21 protein-coding genes are annotated in these 20,875 nt (G+C 69.1%); 8 read left to right on the top strand and 13 right to left on the bottom strand.

The annotated features are described in order from the left end of the window. The first annotated feature begins 30 nt into the window (after positions 1–30). Both DMP23_RS38505 and DMP23_RS38500 read left to right on the top strand, forming a co-directional pair. Positions 31–828: a cyclase family protein gene (locus DMP23_RS38505; RefSeq protein WP_337823925.1), complete on the top strand. Its 798-nt coding sequence runs from the start codon at positions 31–33 to the stop codon at positions 826–828. After that, positions 825–2,453, top strand: coding sequence for a thiamine pyrophosphate-binding protein (locus tag DMP23_RS38500; RefSeq protein ID WP_337823924.1), 1,629 nt, complete (start codon positions 825–827; stop codon positions 2,451–2,453). Before DMP23_RS38505 ends, DMP23_RS38500 begins: the two co-directional genes overlap by 4 nt. Here DMP23_RS38500 and DMP23_RS38495 read toward each other — a convergent pair. From DMP23_RS38495 to DMP23_RS38450, 10 genes are all read right to left on the bottom strand, one after another. Continuing rightward, the gene (locus DMP23_RS38495) at positions 2,413–3,786 is read right to left on the bottom strand and encodes an APC family permease (protein ID WP_337823923.1); all 1,374 of its coding nucleotides are present in this window, start codon (positions 3,784–3,786) and stop codon (positions 2,413–2,415) included. The two genes, DMP23_RS38500 and DMP23_RS38495, sit on opposite strands and share 41 nt — an antisense overlap. A gap of 45 nt (positions 3,787–3,831) precedes the next feature. Further along, positions 3,832–4,392 carry a DUF3558 family protein gene (locus DMP23_RS38490; protein WP_337823922.1) on the bottom strand — a complete coding sequence of 187 codons (561 nt, stop codon included), beginning with the start codon at positions 4,390–4,392 and terminating at the stop codon, positions 3,832–3,834. A gap of 36 nt (positions 4,393–4,428) precedes the next feature. Beyond that, complete coding sequence (locus tag DMP23_RS38485) at positions 4,429–5,724, bottom strand: MFS transporter (protein ID WP_255443303.1); 1,296 nt, start codon at positions 5,722–5,724, stop codon at positions 4,429–4,431. A gap of 358 nt (positions 5,725–6,082) precedes the next feature. Then, positions 6,083–6,748 carry a pyridoxamine 5'-phosphate oxidase gene (gene pdxH, locus DMP23_RS38480; protein ID WP_037819929.1) on the bottom strand — a complete coding sequence of 222 codons (666 nt, stop codon included), beginning with the start codon at positions 6,746–6,748 and terminating at the stop codon, positions 6,083–6,085. Between the two features lie 128 nt (positions 6,749–6,876). Next, complete coding sequence (locus DMP23_RS38475; RefSeq protein ID WP_134729441.1) at positions 6,877–7,590, bottom strand: urease accessory protein UreD; 714 nt, start codon at positions 7,588–7,590, stop codon at positions 6,877–6,879. After that, entirely contained in the window at positions 7,587–8,288 is a 702-nt protein-coding gene (gene ureG / locus DMP23_RS38470) for an urease accessory protein UreG (RefSeq protein WP_037819931.1), read from the bottom strand. The genes DMP23_RS38475 and ureG overlap by 4 nt, the downstream gene beginning before the upstream one ends. Continuing rightward, positions 8,278–8,964, bottom strand: coding sequence for an urease accessory protein UreF (locus tag DMP23_RS38465; RefSeq protein ID WP_134729443.1), 687 nt, complete (start codon positions 8,962–8,964; stop codon positions 8,278–8,280). Before DMP23_RS38465 ends, ureG begins: the two co-directional genes overlap by 11 nt. Continuing rightward, a complete protein-coding gene (locus DMP23_RS38460; RefSeq protein ID WP_337823921.1) occupies positions 8,964–10,685 on the bottom strand; it encodes an urease subunit alpha in 1,722 nt (573 codons plus the stop codon). The genes DMP23_RS38465 and DMP23_RS38460 overlap by 1 nt, the downstream gene beginning before the upstream one ends. Next, positions 10,685–10,990 carry an urease subunit beta gene (locus DMP23_RS38455; protein WP_037819934.1) on the bottom strand — a complete coding sequence of 102 codons (306 nt, stop codon included), beginning with the start codon at positions 10,988–10,990 and terminating at the stop codon, positions 10,685–10,687. Before DMP23_RS38455 ends, DMP23_RS38460 begins: the two co-directional genes overlap by 1 nt. A gap of 10 nt (positions 10,991–11,000) precedes the next feature. Then, positions 11,001–11,303: an urease subunit gamma gene (locus DMP23_RS38450; protein WP_275290631.1), complete on the bottom strand. Its 303-nt coding sequence runs from the start codon at positions 11,301–11,303 to the stop codon at positions 11,001–11,003. Positions 11,304–11,783: 480 nt separating this feature from the next. Between DMP23_RS38450 and DMP23_RS38445 the strand changes: the two genes are divergently transcribed. Continuing rightward, positions 11,784–12,923 (top strand): citrate synthase, encoded by a 1,140-nt coding sequence (locus DMP23_RS38445; protein WP_043830532.1) that lies wholly within the window; start codon positions 11,784–11,786, stop codon positions 12,921–12,923. Between the two features lie 49 nt (positions 12,924–12,972). Here the strand turns inward: DMP23_RS38445 and DMP23_RS38440 are convergent, their stop codons facing one another. Together DMP23_RS38440 and DMP23_RS38435 are read right to left on the bottom strand one after the other, a co-directional pair. Next, the gene (locus tag DMP23_RS38440) at positions 12,973–13,542 is read right to left on the bottom strand and encodes a TetR/AcrR family transcriptional regulator (RefSeq protein ID WP_037819941.1); all 570 of its coding nucleotides are present in this window, start codon (positions 13,540–13,542) and stop codon (positions 12,973–12,975) included. Positions 13,543–13,556: 14 nt separating this feature from the next. Continuing rightward, a complete protein-coding gene (locus DMP23_RS38435) occupies positions 13,557–15,263 on the bottom strand; it encodes an SDR family oxidoreductase (protein WP_134729489.1) in 1,707 nt (568 codons plus the stop codon). A 151-nt stretch (positions 15,264–15,414) separates the two neighbouring features. Between DMP23_RS38435 and DMP23_RS38430 the strand changes: the two genes are divergently transcribed. Genes DMP23_RS38430 through DMP23_RS38410 form a run of 5 tightly spaced genes read left to right on the top strand, consistent with a single transcriptional unit; the run spans position 15,415 to position 20,224 of the window. Further along, the gene (locus DMP23_RS38430) at positions 15,415–16,254 is read left to right on the top strand and encodes an ABC transporter ATP-binding protein (RefSeq protein WP_134729450.1); all 840 of its coding nucleotides are present in this window, start codon (positions 15,415–15,417) and stop codon (positions 16,252–16,254) included. A gap of 11 nt (positions 16,255–16,265) precedes the next feature. Beyond that, entirely contained in the window at positions 16,266–17,069 is an 804-nt protein-coding gene (locus DMP23_RS38425) for an ABC transporter permease (protein ID WP_037819984.1), read from the top strand. After that, complete coding sequence (locus DMP23_RS38420; protein WP_240690738.1) at positions 17,048–18,235, top strand: sensor histidine kinase; 1,188 nt, start codon at positions 17,048–17,050, stop codon at positions 18,233–18,235. Before DMP23_RS38425 ends, DMP23_RS38420 begins: the two co-directional genes overlap by 22 nt. After that, positions 18,232–18,855: a response regulator gene (locus DMP23_RS38415; protein ID WP_037819947.1), complete on the top strand. Its 624-nt coding sequence runs from the start codon at positions 18,232–18,234 to the stop codon at positions 18,853–18,855. Before DMP23_RS38420 ends, DMP23_RS38415 begins: the two co-directional genes overlap by 4 nt. A 22-nt stretch (positions 18,856–18,877) precedes the next feature. Then, positions 18,878–20,224, top strand: a complete 1,347-nt coding sequence (locus tag DMP23_RS38410) for a serine hydrolase domain-containing protein (protein ID WP_337823920.1) — start codon at positions 18,878–18,880, stop codon at positions 20,222–20,224. A 232-nt stretch (positions 20,225–20,456) separates the two neighbouring features. Here the strand turns inward: DMP23_RS38410 and DMP23_RS38405 are convergent, their stop codons facing one another. Further along, the gene (locus DMP23_RS38405; protein WP_337823919.1) at positions 20,457–20,849 is read right to left on the bottom strand and encodes a hypothetical protein; all 393 of its coding nucleotides are present in this window, start codon (positions 20,847–20,849) and stop codon (positions 20,457–20,459) included. Positions 20,850–20,875 lie beyond the last annotated feature (26 nt).

Below are 20,875 nucleotides of genomic sequence, written 5' to 3'. Positions count from 1 at the left end.
AGCGCGCCCCGCGACCGAGAGGACGCACCGATGAGCACCCCCGCCGAAACCGGGGTCGACCAGCTCCTGACCCAGCTCGCGCAGGGCCGGCTGCGGATTGTCGACCTCACCAACAAGCTCAGCGCCGCCACGCCGACCCTGCAGTTGCCCGAACCGTTCGCGAACCTGATCGACTTCAGCCTCGAGTCCGTCAGCGAGTTCGACGATTCCGGACCGCTGTGGCGGCACAACAACATCCACACCGGCGAGCACATCGGCACCCACCTCGACGCGCCGCGGCACTGGATCTCCAACCGCGACGGCGCGGACGTTTCGGAGCTGCCGGTCAGCAGGCTGATCGGCCCCGCGCACGTCCTCGACATCTCCGCGCGTGTCGCCGACAATCCGGACTTCCTGCTGGAGATCGCCGACATCCAGGCATGGGAGGCCGAGCACGGACCGTTGCGCGAGGGCGGCTGGCTGGTCGTGCACTCCGGATGGGATCAATACGCCCAGGACCGTGACGCGTTCCTCAACTTCTCCGACGGAGCCAGCCACACGCCCGGCATCTCGGCTGCCGCGGCGAAATGGCTTGCCGAGGAAACGCCGATCGCCGGGTACGGCGTGGAAACTGTCGGCATCGACTCCGGGAACGGCTTCGCGCTCGACCCGCCGATGCCCGCGCACCACCATTTGCTCGGCGCGGACAAGTACGGCATCACTTCCCTGCAGAATCTCGGCTCGCTGCCGCCGACCGGCGCGCTCGTCGTGGTCTGTCCGCTGCCGATCGTCGGCGGGACCGGCAGTCCGGCGCGGGTGCTCGCGGTAACGCCGGGAGTTGAGTCGTGAACGTTGCCCAAGCCGTCGGGATCGCGTTGGCGCGGTTCGGCGTCCGCAAGGCGTTCGGCGTGGTGGGGAGCGGGAATTTCCACTTCACCAACGGCCTGATCCAGGGCGGCGCCGAGTTCGTCGCCGCTCGGCACGAGGGCGGCGCGACCACGATGGCCGACGCCTACGCGCGGTGCAGCGGCGAGGTCGCGGCGGTATCGGTGCACCAGGGCTGCGGGCTGGGCAACGCGACCACCGGGATCGGCGAGGCGGCGAAGAGCCGGACCCCGCTGGTCATCGTCACCGGCGAAGCGACCGATCCGCTGTCTAACTTCCACATCGACCAGGACGCGCTCGCTCGGTCCGTTGGGGCGAGCAGCATTCTGGTGCGGTCAGCGAAAACCGCGCTGGCCGACGTACGACGAGCGTTCACGCAAGCTCGGCGCGATCGGCGCACTGTCCTTTTGCGACTCCCGTTGGAAGTGCAGGCCGAGCCGTTCGATGAAAGCCTCCTCGATGGGCTGACCGCGATCGAGGCACTGCCGCAACCGCGCGCCGCTGAGGAGGACGTGAAGGCGCTCGCTTCGCTCCTGCAGCGAGCCGAGCGTCCGGTATTCCTTTGTGGACGGGGTTCCCGGAAAGCCCGGGCCGAACTGGTCGCGCTGGCAGACCGTTGCGGAGCGTTGCTTGCCGAGGGTGCGGTCGCGAAAGGACTGTTCGCTGGCGAACCGTGGGCGATCGGGGTGTCCGGCGGGTTTTCGTCTCCGCTGACGACTGAGCTGATTCAGGGCGCGGACGTCGTCGTCGGCTGGGGATCCGCGCTCAATGACTGGACAACCGCGCACGGACGGCTGCTCTCCCCGGAAACCACATTGGTGCAGGTCGATCTGAAGTCCGCCGCGCTGGGCCGGAATCGGCCGGTCGACCTCGGCATCGTCGGCGATGTCGCCGGTACCGCCGCGGCGGTGTCCGAACAGGTCGAAGTCCACAATGGATATCGCAGCGACGAGCTCAAGGACCGGATCGCTAGGGAAATCCGGTGGCGCGACAACGAACACGACGACGCCGGGACCGCCGAGGTCATCGACCCGCGGACGCTGTCCGCCGCGCTGGACGAACTCATTCCGGCCAACCGGGTCGTCGGTGTCGATTCCGGGAACTTCATGGGCTACCCCACGATGTACCTGGACGTCCCGGACGAGAACGGTTTCTGCTTCACCCAGGCGTTCCAGTCGATCGGCCTCGGACTCGCCACCGCGATCGGCGCAGCACTCGCCCAGCCGGACCGCTTCCCGGTCGCAGCGTGTGGCGACGGCGGGTTCCTGATGAGCATCGCCGAACTGGAAACCGTCGTCCGGCTGAAGCTGCCGATGCTCATCGTCGTCTACAACGACCACGCCTACGGTGCCGAGGTGTATTTCTTCGAGCCCGGCGGACATCCGGCCGACACCGTCACCTTCCCGGACACCGACCTCGCCGCCATTGCGCGCGGTTACGGCTGCGACGCGGTCACCGTCCGCACCAAGGAAGACCTCGACGAGGTCGCGACGCGGGTCGCCGCCGGGCTCGACCGTCCGCTGGTGGTCGACGCGAAGATCGCCGGGTTCAGCGCCTGGTGGCTCCAGGCCGCGATGACGCACCACTGAGCGCCCGCTTCACCAGGAGGTTCACCACCCACAACACGAGGCCTACGGCGAGCAGGATGCCGGCCACCTGGTAATCCTGCGCCGGGCGGCCGGACAGCGGGCTGACCAGGTACAGGCAGAACACCGCGGCCAGCACCGGCACCACCGTCGGCGCGCGGAAATGCTTGTGCGCCACCTTGTCCTTGCGCAGCACCAAAAGCGCGATGTTGACGATGGCGAACACGACCAGCAGCAGCAACGCGGTCGTCCCGCCGAGCGCACTGATGTCCACAAAGGACACCAGACCGATGGCGATGACGCTGGTGAAAATGATCGACACCCACGGCGTCCGGCGAGTCGGGTGCACGCGTCCGAACACCGGCGGCAGGACGCGTTCGTTCGCAAGGCCGTACAGCAGACGGCTGGCCATCAGCATGTTGATCAAGGCGGAATTGATCACCGCGAACAGGCCGATGGCGGAGAAGATCTCGCGCGGGAAGCCCGGTGCGCCAATGTCGAGCACCCTCAGCAGCGCGTCGCTCTTCGCACCGGCCAGTTCGGCGGCCGGGACCAGCAGCGAGGACGTCACCGAGACGAGCACGTAGGTCGTCGCGGCGATGACCATGCCCCACAGCATCGCGCGCGGGAAAATCCGCACCGGGTCATGGCATTCCTCGGCCATGTTCACCGAGTCCTCGAAACCCACCATCGCGAAGAACGCCAGCGACGTCGCCGAGGAGATGGCGACCAGCCACGTCTTGTCCGCGGTATCGATCTCGACCAGCCGCGACGGTTCGCCGTTCCCGTTCAGCACCGCCCACACGCCGACGCCGATGATGATCAACAGCCCGGACAGTTCGATGCAGGTGAGGACAACGTTGGCCTTCACCGATTCGCCGACGCCGCGGAAGTTGATCAGCGCCAGCAGAAGCACGAACGCGATGCCGACCAGCACCGTCGGCAGTTTCACGAACGCCGCGAGATAGGTCGCGCCGAACGCCACCGCGGCCGACGACGCGGACGTGATCCCGGAGCACATCACCGCGAACGCGACCATGAAGGTCAGGAACGGAACCCCGAACGCCTTGTTCGTGTACAGCGCCGCGCCCGCCGCGCGCGGATACTTGCCGACCAGTTCGAGATAGCTGAACGCGGTCATGAAGGCGACCACGAACGCCAGCAGGAACGGCAGCCACAACGCGCCGCCGACGCGTCCGGCCACCTGCCCGGTCAGCGCGTACACGCCGGTGCCGATGATGTCGCCGACCACGAAGAACAGCAGCAGCTTCGGGCCCATGACCCGCAGCAAAGCCGGTTCGGCGACCTTGGATGTGCCCTCGCTCACGTCCGTCATGGGCGATTAGTGTGCCTTGTCCGGACGCTTACGGGAAGTCGGCCGTCAGGCCTTGGTGACCGCCGTGTGCACGAGCGGGGTCATCATTTCCTTGGTCATCTTGACCGGTCCGGTGTAGTTGACCAGCACCGGAACCCCGTTGGACACCTTGGCCGCGGCGAGCGTGGCGGTCTTCTGCTCGTCGGTGTAGAAAACGGCGCCGTCCGGGAAGCCCGGCACGTCGACCGCGCCCGGCTTGGCCTTCTTGATCGCGGCGATCATGTCGGCGGGCTTGGCGTTGCGGCCCTCGTAGCGGGTCACCGCGAGCGCACCCGCGGTCTTGCCTTCGACGACGTATTCGCAGCTCGTGGCCTTGCCGCCGTTGCTCGGATTGTCGTGGGCGGGTCCGGCCTTCGAGGTGATGTTCGGGATCTTGATCGCCTTGGAGACGTCGTCGGACGGCAGCAAGGAGCAGGTGTCGGCGGCCTTGGCGGCGGGCGCGGACGAGGAGGCCGGCGCCTTGCTCGCGGGCGGCGGGGTCGGTGCGGCGGCCTTCTGCTCACCAGAAGAGCAGGCGGTCAGAACAGCGGCGGCGGAGATCAGCAGAGCGATCGGATATGCACGCATATCGGGCATGCTATTCCGAACGGAGTAACACTACTGTCAGTGGCCCTCTTCGACCGGAGCCTGATACCGCCAGAACCCAGGCAGAACAGCCAGCGAAGCCACCACCAGCACGATCACCAGCAGCCCGCCGCCGGTCGCCGCGATCCTGGTCCCCCACGCCGCCGCGGACCAGCCGTGCGTGAGGTCGGCGATCCGCGGCCCGCCCGCGACGACCACGGTGAAGACGCCCTGGAGCCGTCCGCGCATCTCGTCGGTGGTGGCGGTCTGCAGGATCGCCTGCCGGTAAACCGAGCTGACCATGTCCGCCGCACCGCCGAGCGCCATGAAGATCACCGCCAGCCACAGCGAATGCGCGAGCCCGAACGCGGCCATCGCCGCACCCCAGCAGCAGATCGCGATGACGACCGCCGCGCCCTGCCGCTGCACGCGGTGCAGCCAGCCAGAGAACAACCCGATCAGCATCGCGCCCGCGGGCAGCGCGGCGTAGAGCATGCCGAGCGCCGGACCGCCGCCGGGCGGGTCGCCGAACGTCCGCTCGGCCATCTCCGGGATCAACGCGCGCGGCATGCCGGCGACCATCGCGATAATGTCGACGACGAACGACGCCAGCAGCACTTTCTGGTGCGCCAGGTAACGGAATCCGTCGACGACCGAGCCGATCCCCGCCCGGCGCGTCCCCTCGCCGAGCGGCGGGATCGAGGGCAGCCGCCACACCGCGATCAGCGTGATCGCCAGCGCGCAGACGTCCACCAAGTACAAAGTGGACAGTCCGATCACCGGGATCAGCGCCCCGCCGAACAGCGGCCCGAACACCGCGCCGAACGTCGCCATGGTGGTGTTGAGCGCGTTCGCCGACGGCAGGAGCGGAGCGGGCACCAGCCGCGCGACGACCGCGCCGCGCGTGGGCATGTTGATCGCGAAAAACGCCTGGTTCGCGGCGAGCAGCCCGAGCACGAGCCACACCGAATGCATCCCGGTGAAGGCCTGGAGCCACAGCAGCGCGGAGGTGATCGCGACGCCGACGTTGGTGACGAGCAGCAGCTTCCGCCGGTCGACCGCGTCCGCGATCGCCCCGCCCCACAGCCCGAACACGAGCAACGGAACGAGCGCGACCGCACCGGTCAGCCCGACGTACCCGGACGATCCGGTGATATCGAAAACCTGCTTCGGCACCGCGACCGCGGTGAGCTGCGACCCGACCGCGGTCACCGCGGTGGACATCCACAGCCGCCGAAACGCCGGAATCCGGAGCGGACGAGTGTCGACAACGATCCGGCCGAGGAGCTTGCGAGCCCCGGTACGGGGCGGGCGTATCCCCGGTTCTGAAGTCACGAGCTATCAGCTTAGTTGTGCTAACGAAGCTGGCGCAGGTGATTTTCCCCGCACGGAGGCCCGCGCACCCTTGGGGAAAGTCCGTGAGGGCCACCCTGAGGGAATCAGATTCCCTCAGGGTTCCCCTCACGACCCTCGACGGTCCCGCCACCCACCGAACCGCAGCCGATGCACCCAAAGCGAGGCACCCACACCTCCCCCGCCCCCGATACGAAGCCAAAAACGCGGCGCTGGGGTGCTTGTCAAGGCATCTTTCCCGCCTTGACAAGCACCCCAGCGCCGTAGTCACACTGAAAAATCGGGGTGCCCCGCCTCACCGCCGGACGCAATGTCGCCGCCAGGCGACGAGCAGCAACGATCAAGGAGCCAACCGCTCCACATGCCACCCGTCATGAGTCCGGTGAAACCGCAACCGGTCGTGCATCCGATCCTCGCGCCCCTGCCAGAACTCGACAAAGTCCGGCCGAATCCGCCAACCACCCCAGTGCGGCGGAGCCGGGATCTGCTCGACATCGCCGAACCGGCGCTCAATATTGCGCAGCGCGTTGTCCAACGCCCGCCGCCCCTCGACCACGCGCGACTGCGGCGACGCCCACGCTCCCAGCTGCGACCCGCGCGGGCGCTGGGCCCAGTAGGCGGCCGTCTCGTCGGCGCTGACCTTCTCGACCTCGCCGCGGACCGTGACCTGGCGGTGCAGCGGGTACCAGGGGAAGGTGGCCGACGCGTAGCGCGTCGCCGTGAGGTCGTGGCTCTTCGCCGACGTGTAGTTCGTGTAGAAAACCACTCCGCGTTCGTCGAAGCCCTTGCACAGCACCGTGCGCGAAGAAGGCCTGCCCTCGGCGTCGGCGGTCGCGAGCACCATCGCGTTGGGTTCCGCGAGTGCTTCGGACACCGCCTGGCTCAGCCAGCTTTCCAGCTGGTCATGCCACGTGGCCGCGAGCGCCGACTCGTCAAACGGCGCGCTGTCGTAAGCCACCCGCATGCCAGGCAGCCGCACGACCGCCTCGTCGATCTCCGGTGTCATCCGGCCCAACCTCCGTTACCCCTGGTGAGGGTGTCGAATCACGGCTATTCAGCGACGGTATTGGGTCGCCGGTCCCGGCGAAACCCACCGAACGGTGACTCCTGCCACGCCTGGCCGCCATCCGCTGTTCACCTGCTGGTCCGGGATCGATCCAGAGCTGTGGCCGTCACGACGTCGGGGGCCAGGGCAGTGGTCAGCATCCCGCCCGCGGCCAGCGGCGTCCGCGACCACCACGGGCCTGACTCCGCCGGGCCGCATCCGCGGCCGAACTCGATCTCCGTCACCAGCACCCGATGTCCGGCCAGCACGGCGAGGCTCGCGTCCAAAATGGCGTCGCCGACGGTCTGCGTCTGCCGGAGTGCCGGAACTCCGCCGCAGGTCACGTGCACTGTGGAGGACAACCGGCCCGGACGTTCGCCTTCCCTGCCGAGGACGAGGACCTCGCGGGTGTGGAACCGGGCGTCGGAGGCCAGGTCGGCGCGCAGCACGGCGACGTGGTCGGCGCGGGCGGTGACGACGGTCGGCTCCGGCAGGTATGCGAAGGAACCGCCGGGCTCGACGACGACCTCCACAGTGGACAAGCTGGGCACGTCGCGCAGACCGGGCAGGGCGAGGGTCGCCGCGACGCCGGACAGCTTCAGCTCCGCACCCGCCCCGACGTGGATCTCGAGCCGCAGTTCGTCGCCGCCGAGCGGAGCGGTGGCCGAGTTGACCAGGTGCACCACCGCACCGCGGCCGCGCTGGCGACGCGGGACGAGCGTCAGCGGCGCCATCGACTTCAGTTCTCGCAGCACCGTCCGCCCGTCGTCGCAGGCGGCGACCAGGCGTGCGTGGGCTTTCACCCCTGCCGGACCGGCACCAGCGAGCGCACCCAGTCCGCCACCGCGGGCGCGTCCGGAGTGTCCACTAGGGACTGGGTGAACACCGGGAGGTCGCCGCGCATGTGGTGGGCGTCGGAGGTCATCACGGTCAGGTCGGCGCCGACCAGCGGGGCGAGGTCGGTTTTGTTGATCACCAGCAGGTCGGCCGTCGTCACGCCGGGGCCGCCCTTGCGCGGCACCTTGTCCCCGCCCGCGACGTCGACCACGAAGATCTGGCTGTCGGCCAGGCCGCGGCTGAACACCGCGGTGAGGTTGTCGCCGCCGCTTTCCACGATGACCAGTTCCAGGCCCGGGAACTTCTCCTCCAGCCGTTCGACTGCGTCGAGGTTCGCGGTGATGTCGTCGCGGATCGCGGTGTGCGGGCACGCGCCGGTCTGCACCGCTTCGATCCGCTCCGGGTCCAGCACGCCCGCCCGGCGCAGGAAGTCGGCGTCCTCGGTCGTGTAGATGTCGTTGGTGACCACGGCCAGATTCAGCTCTCCGCCGAGCGCGCGGCACAGTGCGGCGGTGAGTGCTGTCTTGCCGCTGCCGACCGGGCCGCCGATGCCGATCCGGTACGCCCGGCCGGCGGTCGGCGCCGCGGCGTAGTGGTCCGGTTCGGCGGCGGTCGGGTCGAAGTTGACCGCGTGGAAATGCCCGTGACCGTGTTCAGCTGGCAAAGAGACGCACCTCTTCCTGGTGATGCCGAGCGTGTTCCTCGGCGAACAGATCCAGCGCCGGCGACGCTGGCGCGGGCAAATCGGCCGGATCGGCACCGGCGGTCTCGGCGGCCTGGCCGCTGACTTCGCGCAACGGTCCGGCCAGCCGCGCGACCACCGCGTTCACGGCGAACGGATCCAGCCCGAGCAGGCGAACCGCCGCACTCGCCGGGCCGCTCACAGCGAGGTAAGCGATCGCCATGGCCGCGTCGAACGGACTGCCGCCGCTGATTCCGACGAGCGCGCCGCTGACGATCGGATGGTGCGGGCGCGGCGTCTCGGCGAGCAGCTGGGACAGCACTGGCGACGGCCACGCCGCACGTCCGGCTCGCGCGGTGCCGCGGCCTTGCGCTCGCGACGCTTCCCGTTGCGCGAGCGAGGGCGTGCGGGCGTCGAGTTCCTGATCGAGCCGTCGCCAATGGACACTCTCGACAGCCCGCGCCGCGGCGTGCGCTGAGGCAGCGGCGAACGCGGCGGCGAGAAATCCCGCGGTACGCAACCGTCCAAAAAGGAATCCGGGCAGGTCGCGTTCGGACCGGACGAGACCGCGTGCGGCCACCTCTTCGAGGCCGCCGGAATGCACGTGCCCGCCGCCCGGGAACCGGGAGTCGGCGAGAATGAGAGCGACCGGGTCCATCAGAACAGGAAATACCGTTGTGCCATCGGCAATTCGGCCACCGGATGCGGTTCGATCAGTTCCCCGTCCACGCGGACCGCGAAGCTGTCCGGATCCACTCGCACCTCCGGGGTCGCGTCGTTCAGCACCATGTCGGCCTTCGTCCGGCGGCGGGTGTTGGCGACCGGCACCAACGGCCGGGCGATGCGGAATTGCTCCGCCAAACCGGAATCCAGCGCTTCCGGAGCCACGAAATGCAGACTGGACGCGGCCGCAACCGCAGGTGCGGAACCGAACATCGGCCGCGCGAGCACCGGTTGCGGCGTGGGAATCGAAGCGTTCGCGTCCCCCATCGCCGCCCACGCCGGGAAACCGCCCTTCAACACCACATGCGGGCGCACGCCGAAGAACTTCGGTTCCCACAGCACCAGGTCGGCGAGCTTGCCGACCTCCACCGAGCCGATCTCCGCGTCCATTCCGTGCGCGATCGCCGGGTTGATCGTGTACTTCGCGACGTAACGACGGGCGCGCAGGTTGTCCGCGGCACCATCGCCGGGAAGCGCGCCGCGGCGACCCTTCATCACGTGCGCGGTCTGCCAGGTCCGGATGATCACCTCGCCGATCCGCCCCATCGCCTGCGAATCGGAACTCATCATCGAGATCGCGCCCAGATCGTGCATCACGTCCTCGGCGGCGATCGTGCTCGGCCGGATCCGGCTTTCCGCGAACGCGAGATCCTCGGGCACCGACGGGTTCAGGTGATGGCACACCATCAGCATGTCGAGGTGCTCGTCGAGAGTGTTGACGGTGTGCGGTCGGGTCGGATTCGTCGACGAGGGAAGGAAGTTCGCCATTCCGGACACCTCGATGATGTCCGGCGCGTGCCCGCCGCCTGCCCCCTCGGTGTGGTAGGCGTTGATCGACCTGCCGCCGATCGCCTCCACAGTGGACTCCAGAAACCCGGCCTCGTTGAGCGTGTCCGTGTGGATCGCGACCTGCACGCCGGATTCGTCGGCGACCGTGAGGCAGGCGTCGATCGCGGCCGGCGTCGAACCCCAGTCCTCGTGCAGTTTGAACCCGCCCGCTCCGGCCGCCAATTGCTCGCGCAGAGCGTCCTGCCGGACAGTGTTTCCCTTGCCCAGCAACAACACGTTCACCGGCTGTCCATCCATTGCGGACAGCATCCGGCCGAGATTCCAGGCACCGGGGGTCACCGTGGTCGCCTTGGTGCCCTCGTTCGGCCCGGTGCCACCGCCGACCAAAGTGGTCAGTCCGGCCGCGAGCGCGGTGTCCACCAGTTGCGGGCAGACGAAATGCACGTGACAGTCGATGCCACCGGCGGTGAGGATTTTCCCGTTGCCCGCCAGCACTTCCGTCGCCGGGCCGATCACCAGCGCCGGATCGACACCGTCCATAGTGTCCGGATTACCCGCCTTGCCGATGCCGACGACGCGCCCGTCGCGGACGCCGACGTCGGCCTTCACCACGCCCCAGTGGTCGAGGATCACCGCGCCGGTGATCACCAGGTCCGGCGCTCCCTCGGCGCGAGTAGCCATGCCCTGGCCCATCGACTCGCGGATCACCTTCCCGCCGCCGAAAAGCACCTCGTCGCCGCTGCCGCCGGGACCGATCGACCGGTCCTCGGTCACCTCGATCAGCAGATCGGTGTCCGCGAGCCGGATCCGGTCCCCCGCGGTCGGGCCGAACAGTTCGGCGTAGCGGACGCGGTCGATCTCCGGCATCAGAACTCCCCGGCGTATTCGGCCCGCAGCCCCGGCACCCGCCGGTTTCCGCTGAGCGGAACCAGGTCGACCTCGCGGTCGATGCCCGGCTCGAACCGCACCGAGGTCCCGGCGGGCACGTCGAGCCGGTGCCCGCGGGCGGCTTCGCGGTCGAATTCCAGGCCGGGATTGACCGCGGCGAAGTGATAGTGCGAACCGACCTGCACCGGCCGGTCGCCGAGATTGCGCACGCGCAGCCGGATCCGGGCGCGCCCCGGATTCAGCGGCACCGGCTCGTCGCCGGGAATGATCTCGCCTGGCCGCACGAATTCCTCCTCAAGCAATCGGCTCGTGCACCGTGACGAGCTTGGTGCCGTCCGGGAACGTGGCTTCCACCTGCACGGAATCGACCATTTCCGGCACGCCGTCGAGGACTTGCGCCCGGGTCAGCACGGTGCGTCCGCCCGCCGCCAGTTCGCTGACCGTGCGTCCGTCGCGAGCGCCCTCCACGACGTAATCGGTGATGAGCGCGACGGCTTCGGGATAATTGAGCCGAAGACCGCGTTCGAGCCGTTTGCGAGCAACGTCCGCCGCGACGTGGACCAGCAGTTTGTCGCGTTCCTGCGGGCTCAGGTGCATGGCAAAGGTCTACCACCGGAGCGACCGCTCCGCCTGATTCGGCAACACAGTGTTTACTCGGCGTGGACCGCGGTTGTCCGCCGAACCAGAAAAGAATTCGGACAAGCCGGAAACGCCGCGGCGAGGATTCCGCAATTTCACCCCGGCGCGCGGCCTGCCACTTCGGAGCACGCCGGGCGCCCGTCCCGCTCACCGAGAGTGACCTCCGCCCGCCTCCGCAAGCCAGGGTTCACCTCCGCGCCACCGGGGTACCAGTCTGCGGTCACCTCACCGGACGGGAGAAAGTGGCGTCCAGCGCTCACCTGGACTGAATCGTTCTCGTAATCGTGACCGAAACCACGACATCTTCCGTTGCCCCGGCCGGGCAAAGGGAGCATGGTTTGTCCCACCGTGCGATGAGGCGCGCAAGGAGCCAGCGTGTATCCCGTCCGCGCGTGCACAACACAGCCGGGGAATGCGCATCGAAAGGGTTCGCGAAGAGTGACTACCTCCACGATCAGCACCACGAACGACGCCGACGACGGGTTCCGGCCCGGGCTCGAGGGCGTCGTCGCGTTTCGGACCGAAATCGCCGAACCCGACCGGGACGGCGGTGCGCTGCGCTACCGCGGCGTCGACATCGAGGACCTCGCCGGGAAGGTGACCTTCGGCGACGTATGGGGTCTCCTGGTCGACGGGCGGTTCGGGACCGGGCTTCCGCCCGCCGAGCCGTTCCCGCTTCCGGTGCACACCGGCGACGTCCGCGTCGACGTCCAGGCCGCGCTCGCCATGCTCGCCCCGATCTGGGGTTACCGGCCGCTGCTCGACATCACCGACGAAGAGGCGCGCGACCAGCTCGCCCGCGCTTCGGTGATGGCGCTGTCCTACGTCGCGCAGTCCGCGCGCGGCATCGGCCAGCCCGCGGTGCCGCAGTCGCGGGTCGACGAGGCCAAGTCGATCACCGAGCGGTTCATGATCCGCTGGCGCGGCGAGCCGGACCCGGCGCACGTCAAGGCGGTCGACGCGTACTGGGTTTCCGCCGCCGAGCACGGCCTCAACGCCTCCACCTTCACCGCGCGCGTCATCGCCTCCACCGGGGCGGACGTCGCGGCGTCGCTGTCCGGCGCGATCGGCGCGATGTCCGGCCCGCTGCACGGCGGCGCCCCGGCGCGCGTGCTGCCGATGATCGAGGAGGTCGAGCGCACGGGTGACGCCCGCGCGCTGGTCAAGGGCATCCTCGACCGCAAGGAGCGGCTGATGGGCTTCGGCCACCGCGTGTACCGCGCGGAGGACCCGCGCGCCCGCGTGCTGCGCCGGACCTGCAAGGAACTGGGCGCGGAGCGCTACGAGGTGGCCGCCGCGCTGGAGCAGGCCGCGCTGGCCGAGCTGCGCGAACGCCGTCCGGACCACCCGATCGAAACGAACGTCGAGTTCTGGGCCGCGGTGATCCTGGACTTCGCGAAGGTGCCGCCGCACATGATGCCCGCGATGTTCTCCTCCGCGCGCACCGCCGGCTGGGCGGCGCACATCCTGGAGCAGAAGCAGACCGGCCGCCTGGTCCGTCCGTCGGCGAAGTACGTCGGCCCCGGCCCGCGCACGCCGTCCGAGGTCGACGGCTGGGACAGCGTCACCCAGATCTGAGCCAAGTCCGTGAAGGCCTCCTTGATTCCAAGGGGGCCTTCACGGCTTTTCAGACGTGCGCGTCGGTGGCGGCGAGCATCGCGGTGAGCTGGTCGACCAGCCAGCCGTCCAGCGTTTCGCGCGGGACGGTGCCTTCTTGAAGCCACGACAGCAACGCGCCTTCGACCACCGCGGTCCAGCAGCGCAGGGTCAGCAGCACCAACGGTGACGGTTCGGGGATCGGCAGCGCTTCCAGGATCAACTCGACGGCACGGTTGCGGACCTCGTCGATCGCCGCGTCCGTCTCCGAAGTGGCGATGACCGAACCGCTGCGCAGCAACGCGACATAGCCTTCGCGGTAATGCGCGGCGACATCAACCAGTCCCCGTACGGCCGCGCGCAACCGTTCTTCCGGCGGGCCTTCCTCAAGCGTCGCGAGCCGGTCGACCAAACCGTCGGTGACCGTGCGCAACGCCTGCATTTGCAGTTCCCGCAGGCTCGGGAAATACCGGTAGAACAACGGCCGCGACACCTCGGCGCGCGCCACGATGTCGTCCACCGTGACCAATTCCGGGGCCCGGCTGCCGAACAAATCCAGCGCGGCCGCGATCAGATCGTCCCGCCGGGCCTGCGCGGTCATCCGGCGCGGACGGCTCACGGCGTGACGTCCAGTTTCGCCGCCGCGCGCAGCAAACCTGGCGTCAGCCGCGAAAGGACCAGCGCGACCTTCGCTTCCGGAGTGGACGGTTGGATCGCGACGTTTTTCTCCACCGCACGCAGAATGTCGCGCGCCACTCGTTCCGGACCGAAATTGCGCCGGGCGTAGAGCTTCGACGATTCCTTCTGGCGCCGCTTCTCCTCGACCTCGTCCACGCCGACGAACTTAGTGGTCTTGGTGATGTTGGTGTTCACCAATCCCGGGCAAACCGCGGTAACGCCAATTCCCTCGGACGCCAACTCCGCGCGCAAGCCATTGCTCAACGCGAGCACCGCGGCCTTCGTGGTGCCGTAAGCGGTGAGGATCTTCGACGGCAGGTATGCCGCGGCAGAAGCGAGGTTGACGATCTGCCCGCCTTCAGCGCGTTCCTTCATCATCGGCGCGAACGCGCGGCACCCGTGGATCACGCCCCACAGGTTGACGTCCACGACCTTCTCCCAGTCCTCGATCGTCGTGTCGAGGAACGGGCCGGACATGCCGATCCCGGCGTTGTTCACCACGATGTCCGGCACGCCGAACTCGTCCCGCACCTGCGCGGCGAACCGGGCGACCGCCTCGCCGTCCGAAGAGTCCACTGTGTACTCACCGGCGTCGACTCCGCGCTCTCGCACCAGTTTCGCCGTTTCCGCAGCTGAATCGCCGTTGATGTCGCTGACGACCACGTCGGCACCCTCGGCCGCGAACGCCAGCGCGGTCTCCCGCCCGATCCCGCTGCCCGCACCGGTCACGACGACGAGGTGGTGCGCGAAGCGACCGCTGCCGCCGCCGACCCGCGCCCGCCGCAGCGCCCGCGTTTCCTCGCCGATTTCCACCGACGCGATCAGCTCAGCTGCCGCGGCAGCAACGACTTCCGGCTTGGTCCGGGTGATCCAGTGCGACCCGATCACGCGCCGGACGCGCAGATCCGGCACCCAGCGCTCGACCTCGGTCTGCAGCGGCGTGGTGACGTACGAATCGCCGGTCGGCGCGAGCACCTGCACCGGGATTTCCGCCGGACGCGGGCGCGGCCGGGACAGCCGCGGGCCCATGTTCGCCCGGTACAGCTTCAGGCCGTGCACCCCGTCCGACGTCTTGGGCGACGTTTCGGCGGGCTCCAGCTTCCGGATCATCGTGCGCATGATTCCGGTGCGCCACAACAGTTCCGGGATCAGCGGCACCTGGAACGCGACGATGTAATACGAGTGCAGGAACTGCCGCAGCGCGTGGCCGAGGCGACGCGGCGTCGGCCGGGTCAGCTGGGCACGGAACCACGCGCCGGCGTGATCGAGGCTGGGCCCGGAAAGCGAGGTGTACGAAGCGATCCGGCCGCGCAGCTGGTCGCCGGTGACCGCGTGCCAAGCCTGGATCGAACCCCAGTCGTGCGCGACGAGGTGGACCTTGCCGGACGGCTGCACCTCGTCGACCACCGCGGCGAGGTCGTCGGCGAGCTGGTCCAGCCGGTACGCCCGGCGCTCGCGCGGTTTGTCGGATTCGCCCGCGCCGCGCACGTCGTAGACGACCACGCGGTGGTCGCGGCGCAGCTCTTCGGCGACGCCGTCCCACATCGAGCTGTTGTCCGGGTATCCGTGCACGAGCACGACCGTGGGCCCGTCCGGGTTGCCGCTCACCCGGACCGAAAGGCGGACTCCGTCACTGGCCGTCACCTGCTTGTGAGACATCTTGTCATGTTAGACAACTTGTCAACAGCGGCCGTCGTGGTTCCACGGGAAACCAGCGTGTCCACCGTTCGACGGACAGCCGGATTCCACTGCCCGGACGTCCCGCGAACCGGCCTCCGCGGCGCACGCTGAACCCATGAGCACAGCAGTGCGAGTGCGCGGACTGCGCAAGGAGTACCCGGGCCACCTCGCCGTGGCCGGGATCGATCTCGACATCCGTGACGGCGAGGTGTTCGCCCTGCTCGGGCCCAACGGCGCGGGCAAGACGACCACCGTCGAGATCCTGGAGGGGCACCGGCAGCGGACGGCGGGGGAAGCCACTGTCCTCGGCGAGGACCCGGGTACCGCGGGACGCGCGTGGCGCGCCCGCCTCGGCATCGTGTTGCAGACGGCCGGCGACGCGGCGGAATTGACCGTCGCGGAGACCGTGCGGCACTTCGCGAAGTACTACCCGAACCCGCGGGATCCGGAAGAGGTGATCGACCAGGTCGGCCTCACCGCGAAGGCGGGTGCGCGGGTGAAGGCGCTGTCCGGCGGGCAGCGCCGCCGGGTGGACGTCGCGCTCGGCATCGTCGGCCGTCCGGAATTGCTGTTCCTGGACGAGCCCACGACCGGTTTCGATCCCGAGGCGCGGCGGCAGTTCTGGGGGCTCATCGACGGACTCGCCCATGAGGGCACCACGATCCTGCTGACCACGCATTACCTGGACGAGGTCGAGGCGCTGGCCGATCGGCTCGCGGTCATCGCGCGCGGTTCGGTCGTCGCGGAGGGGACGCCGGCGACGCTCGGCGGCCGCGAACGCGCCGAGGCGGTCGTGCGGTGGCAGGACGAACGCGGCAGTCACGAGGAACGCACGCAGTTCCCGACGAAGCTCGTCTCGCAACTCGCCGGCACGCAGGGGGAACTCGCCGGTCTCACCGTGACGCGCCCCAGCCTGGAAGACGTCTATCTCGACCTGATCGGGGAGCAACCGTGACCACGACGACCATGGCGCTGCCGGGGACGTTCCGCTTGGGCCTCGCCCGCGGCGGGCTCGAACTGCGGCAGTTCTTCCGCAACCGCGAGCAGGTGGTGTTCACCTTCTCGCTGCCCGCGGTGCTGATGATCCTGCTCGGCTCCATCCTCGACGGCCCGACCGGGCAGAGCGGGGTGTCGTCCGGGCAGCTGCTCGCCGCCGGGATGATCGGCGCGGGCATCGTGTCGACGTCGTTCAACAGCGTCGGCATCGGCATCGCCGCGGACCGGGAAATCGGTGCGCTGAAACGCTTGCGCGGCACGCCGATGCCCGCGGCGGCCTATTTCGTCGGCAAGATGGTGATGGTCGCGGTGACCAGCGTGTCGCAGACCGTCCTGATGGCCGCGGTGGCGATGCTGCTGTTCCGCCTCGAACTGCCCTCCGATCCGGCGAAGTGGCTGACCCTGCTCTGGGTGCTGCTGCTCGGGATCGTCTCCTCGACGCTGCTGGGCATCGCGATCAGCTCGGCCACCCGCACCGCGAACGGCACCGTGGCGCTCGTGCAGCTGGTGTACTTGGTGCTGCAGTTCATTTCCGGGGTGTTCGTCACGCCGATCACGAACCTGCCGAGGATCATGGTCGACGTCGCGTCGTTCTTCCCGCTGAAGTGGATCTGCCAGGGCTTCCGCTCGGTGTTCCTTCCGCCGGAGGCCGCGACCCAGGAAATGGCGGGGACATGGGAGCTTCCGAAGGTGGCGCTGGTGCTGGCGGTGTGGTGCGTGGTGGGCCTGGTGCTCGCGAGGGTGACGTTCCGGTGGACGAACGAAGCGAAGTGAACCAAGCCGACGCGTGGGAGCGGTCGTACTGGTCCTGGGAGGTGCTGTTCGCGGTCGCCTACCTGGCGACCGCCTTCCTGGTGCTCTTCAACGACGGGTCGGCGGCGGAGAAAATCGTGGCCGAGTCCGCGATGGGCGCGATCGCGGTCGGCTACCTGGCCGCGGGACGGCGCGTCGTGCACGGCGAGGACAACGGAACCGCCCGGGCCGTCGCGGCGGTGGCGCTGATCGCGTTGACCGGCACCGCCATTCTCGCGACCACTTCGGCGAGCTTCGTGCTGTTCCTCGCCTGCCCGCTGCTGTTCATGCTGCTGGATTTGCGACCAGGGGTGGTCGCGACGACGCTGCTCATCCTGCTCGAACCGGTCTCGGCGGTGCTGAACGGCGGCTGGGACAACCAGTTGCTCTCGGTCCTGCTGCCGATGACCGCGATCCTGATCGTCTTCAGCCTGCTGGCCGGGAAGTTCACCAGCGACGTGCTGAAGCAGAGCCGCGCCCGCGCCGAGCTGATCCGCGAATTGGAATCCAGCCAGGCCGAGGTCGCCCGGCTGTCGCGGGAAGCGGGCACCGCGGCCGAACGCGAACGGCTGGCGCGGGAAATCCACGACACGCTCGCACAGGGGTTCACCAGCATCATCACGCTGACCCAGGCGATCGAGTCCGAACTGGACACCGATCTGTCCACAGTGCGCAAACATCTCGCGCTCGCCGGCCGCACCGCGCGCGAGAATCTCGCTGAAGCCCGTGCGATGGTCGCCGCGCTCGCACCGTCCGATTTGGCCACTGGTTCGTTGCCGGAAGCCGTGCAGCGGCAGGCAGATCGGCTCGCCGAAGAGATCGGTATCCCGGTCGAGTGCGAAGTGGACGATGCGCTGCCGCCACTGTCCACTGCGGTCGAAGTGGTGCTGCTGCGCGCGGCGCAGGAAGCGCTTTCGAACGTGCGCAAGCATTCGGGCGCGACTCTCGTCCGCGTGCGGCTGTCCGCTGTGGACGGAGCGATACGGTTGCGCGTGGAAGACAACGGGTGCGGCTTCACCCCGGATGCCGACGGAGCCGGATTCGGGTTGCGCGGCATGCGTTCGCGGGCCGAGCAGGTAGGCGGCGCCCTGGAAGTGCGGACCGGCGCGAACGGCGGCACCGAACTGGAACTGGAGGTGCCCGCGTGATCACCATCATGCTGGTCGACGACCATCCCGTGGTGCGCGAAGGACTGCGCGGCATGCTCGAAGCCGAGGACGACCTGACGGTGGTCGGCGAAGCCGGTTCCGGCGACGAAGCGGTGGCGCTCGACCGCGTGAAACAGCCCGACGTCGTCCTGATGGACCTGCGCATGCCGGGTCTCGACGGGGTCGGTGCGATCCACGCGATCCTCAAGGAAACGCCCGCGCGCCGGATCGTCGTGCTCACCACGTACGAAACCGACGCCGACATCCTGCGCGCGGTCGAGGCGGGCGCGTCGGGATATCTGCTGAAAGACGCGTCGCGGGCCGAATTGGCCGGTGCGATCCGGGCCGCGCATCGCGGCGAAACCGTGCTGGCGCCGTCGGTCGCGGGCAAGCTCGTGCACCGGATGCGGAACCCGACGCCGGCCTCGCCGCTGTCCGCGCGCGAGGTGGAAGTGCTGCGGCTGGTCGCGAAGGGCCGCACGAACGCGGAAATCGGCCGCGAGCTGCACATCGGCGAGGCGACGGTGAAAACGCACCTGTTGCGGGTGTTCTCGAAGCTCGGCGTTTCCGACCGCACGGCAGCGGTCACGACGGCGCTGGACCGGCAACTGCTCGGCTGAACTGCCCGGGCAGAATGACGCCATGCTCGACACCACCGAACTCGCCCTGTACCGACGGCTCGCACACGAGCAGTCCGTCAGCCGCGCCCCGTCCCTCGTCGCCGCTGTCGTCCGAGGCGGCGACGTCGTCTGGTCCGGAGCCCGCGGCCGCGTCGGCGACGAGCGCCCGGACGACAACACGCAGTACCGGCTGGGGTCGATCACCAAAACGATGATCGCGACCGCGGTCCTGCGGCTGCGCGACGAGGGCAAACTCGACCTCACCGACCCGCTGGAGCGGCACCTGCCGGGCACCGCGTTCGGCTCGGTCACCGTCGCGCAGCTGCTGTCGCACACGTCGGGCCTCACGTCGGAATCGCCCGGCCAGTGGTGGGAACGCGCGCCCGGCGCGGACTGGGCGGCGCTGGTCTCGAGCCTGGAGAAGGGCGCGACGAAGCTGCGTCCCGGATCCAAATTCCACTACTCGAACGTCGGCTACGGCGTGCTCGGCGAACTGGTCTCCCGGCTCCGCGAGCGGCCGTGGTTCGACGTCGTGCGCGACGAAATCCTTACCCCGCTGGGCATGAACCGCACGACCCCGCACCCGGAAGGCGCGCACGCTGAGGGATTCGCCGTGCACCCGTTCGCCGACGTGCTCATGCCGGAGAAGTGGCCGGACGCCGGCGCGATGGCCCCGGCCGGGCAGCTCTGGTCCACCGTCACCGACCTCGGCCGCTGGACGTCGTTCCTCGGCGGCCACACCGGTGACGTGCTCTCGCCGGACACCGTCGACGAAATGCGGACGATGAACACCGTCGACGACACCGAGGTGTGGTCGACCGGGTTCGGCCTCGGCCTGATGGTCGTGCGCTACCAGGGCAGACACCTGGCCGGGCACACCGGATCGATGCCCGGGTTCCTCGCCGCGACCATCGCCGACCCGCGCAGCGGCACCGGCGCGCTGTGCCTCGCGAACTCGACCTCGGGCGTCAACATCACCCAGCTGTGCCTCGACCTGATCACCACCGCCGACGACCTCGAACCCGCGCTGCCCGAGGAATGGCTCCCGTCCACTGTGGACCCGGACCTGCTCGCGCTGACCGGACTGTGGCACTGGGGCCCGACGCCGTACTTCCTGCGCGTGCAGGGCGACGGCCTGATCTCGCTGAACCCGGCCGTCGGCGCCGGCCGGGCGTCCCGGTTCCGCCCCGAGGGCCCGGACACCTGGATCGGCCTGGACGGCTACTACGCGGGCGAAACGCTCACCGTCGGCCGCGACGCGAACGGCACGGCGAACCACCTGAACCTCGCCACGTTCATCTTCAGCCGCACGCCGTACGACCCGGCCGCACCGATCCCGGGCGGTCTGGACGAGGCCGGGTGGCGCTGAGTCAGCCCGCTTCGGCCTTGACGCCGGGGTCTTCGGCGTCATAGGCAGGCGCTCGCCCGGCTGGGGACAACCACGCCTTCGCGTAGAAACCCTGGCCGGGCAGTCCCAGCAGAACCTCGCCTATCTCCGGAGTGCCGAACACCCACAGCCGCCGACGCTCGATCAGCTCGGCGGCGAGTTCCGGCGGGCAATGCTCGATCCCGGGCCCGCTCCGGCGGGCAGTCGAGCAAAGTCAGGTAGCCGCGCGGGCGAACCGTGACGCGCAGCAGTCTCGGGATCTCCTGTCCGTGGTCCCACTGGGTGGTATCCCCGACGCGGCGGCGAACGCGACTGCGAGGACGAGCGCGAAAACGGCCGAGCCGACCTCGTCCGGGCTCGACGGCTCGACGAAGAACCCGACGACGACAAACCCGGTGAACGCCACGGAAAGAGCGAACAGCGCGGCAGGGACTGCTCGACGGCGGAACCATGCGCGTCGCCAGGGCACGAAAACCAGCACCAGCGTCGCCGCCAGGCCGAGCGGAAGGCCGATCAGCGCAGTCGAATCCCACGGGTGCACCAGCGCGACCAAGGCGAAGAGCGCAAACCACCGCCAGCGCGGCCGGTAACCGTGCGTTTCCGTCACGATTCCACATGTCGGACACCCGCCAA

Origin of the sequence: Amycolatopsis sp. A1MSW2902 (assembly GCF_017312175.1) — a bacterium.
GTDB lineage: Bacteria > Actinomycetota > Actinomycetes > Mycobacteriales > Pseudonocardiaceae > Amycolatopsis > Amycolatopsis nivea.
This window is presented reverse-complemented; position numbering and strand designations above follow the sequence as displayed.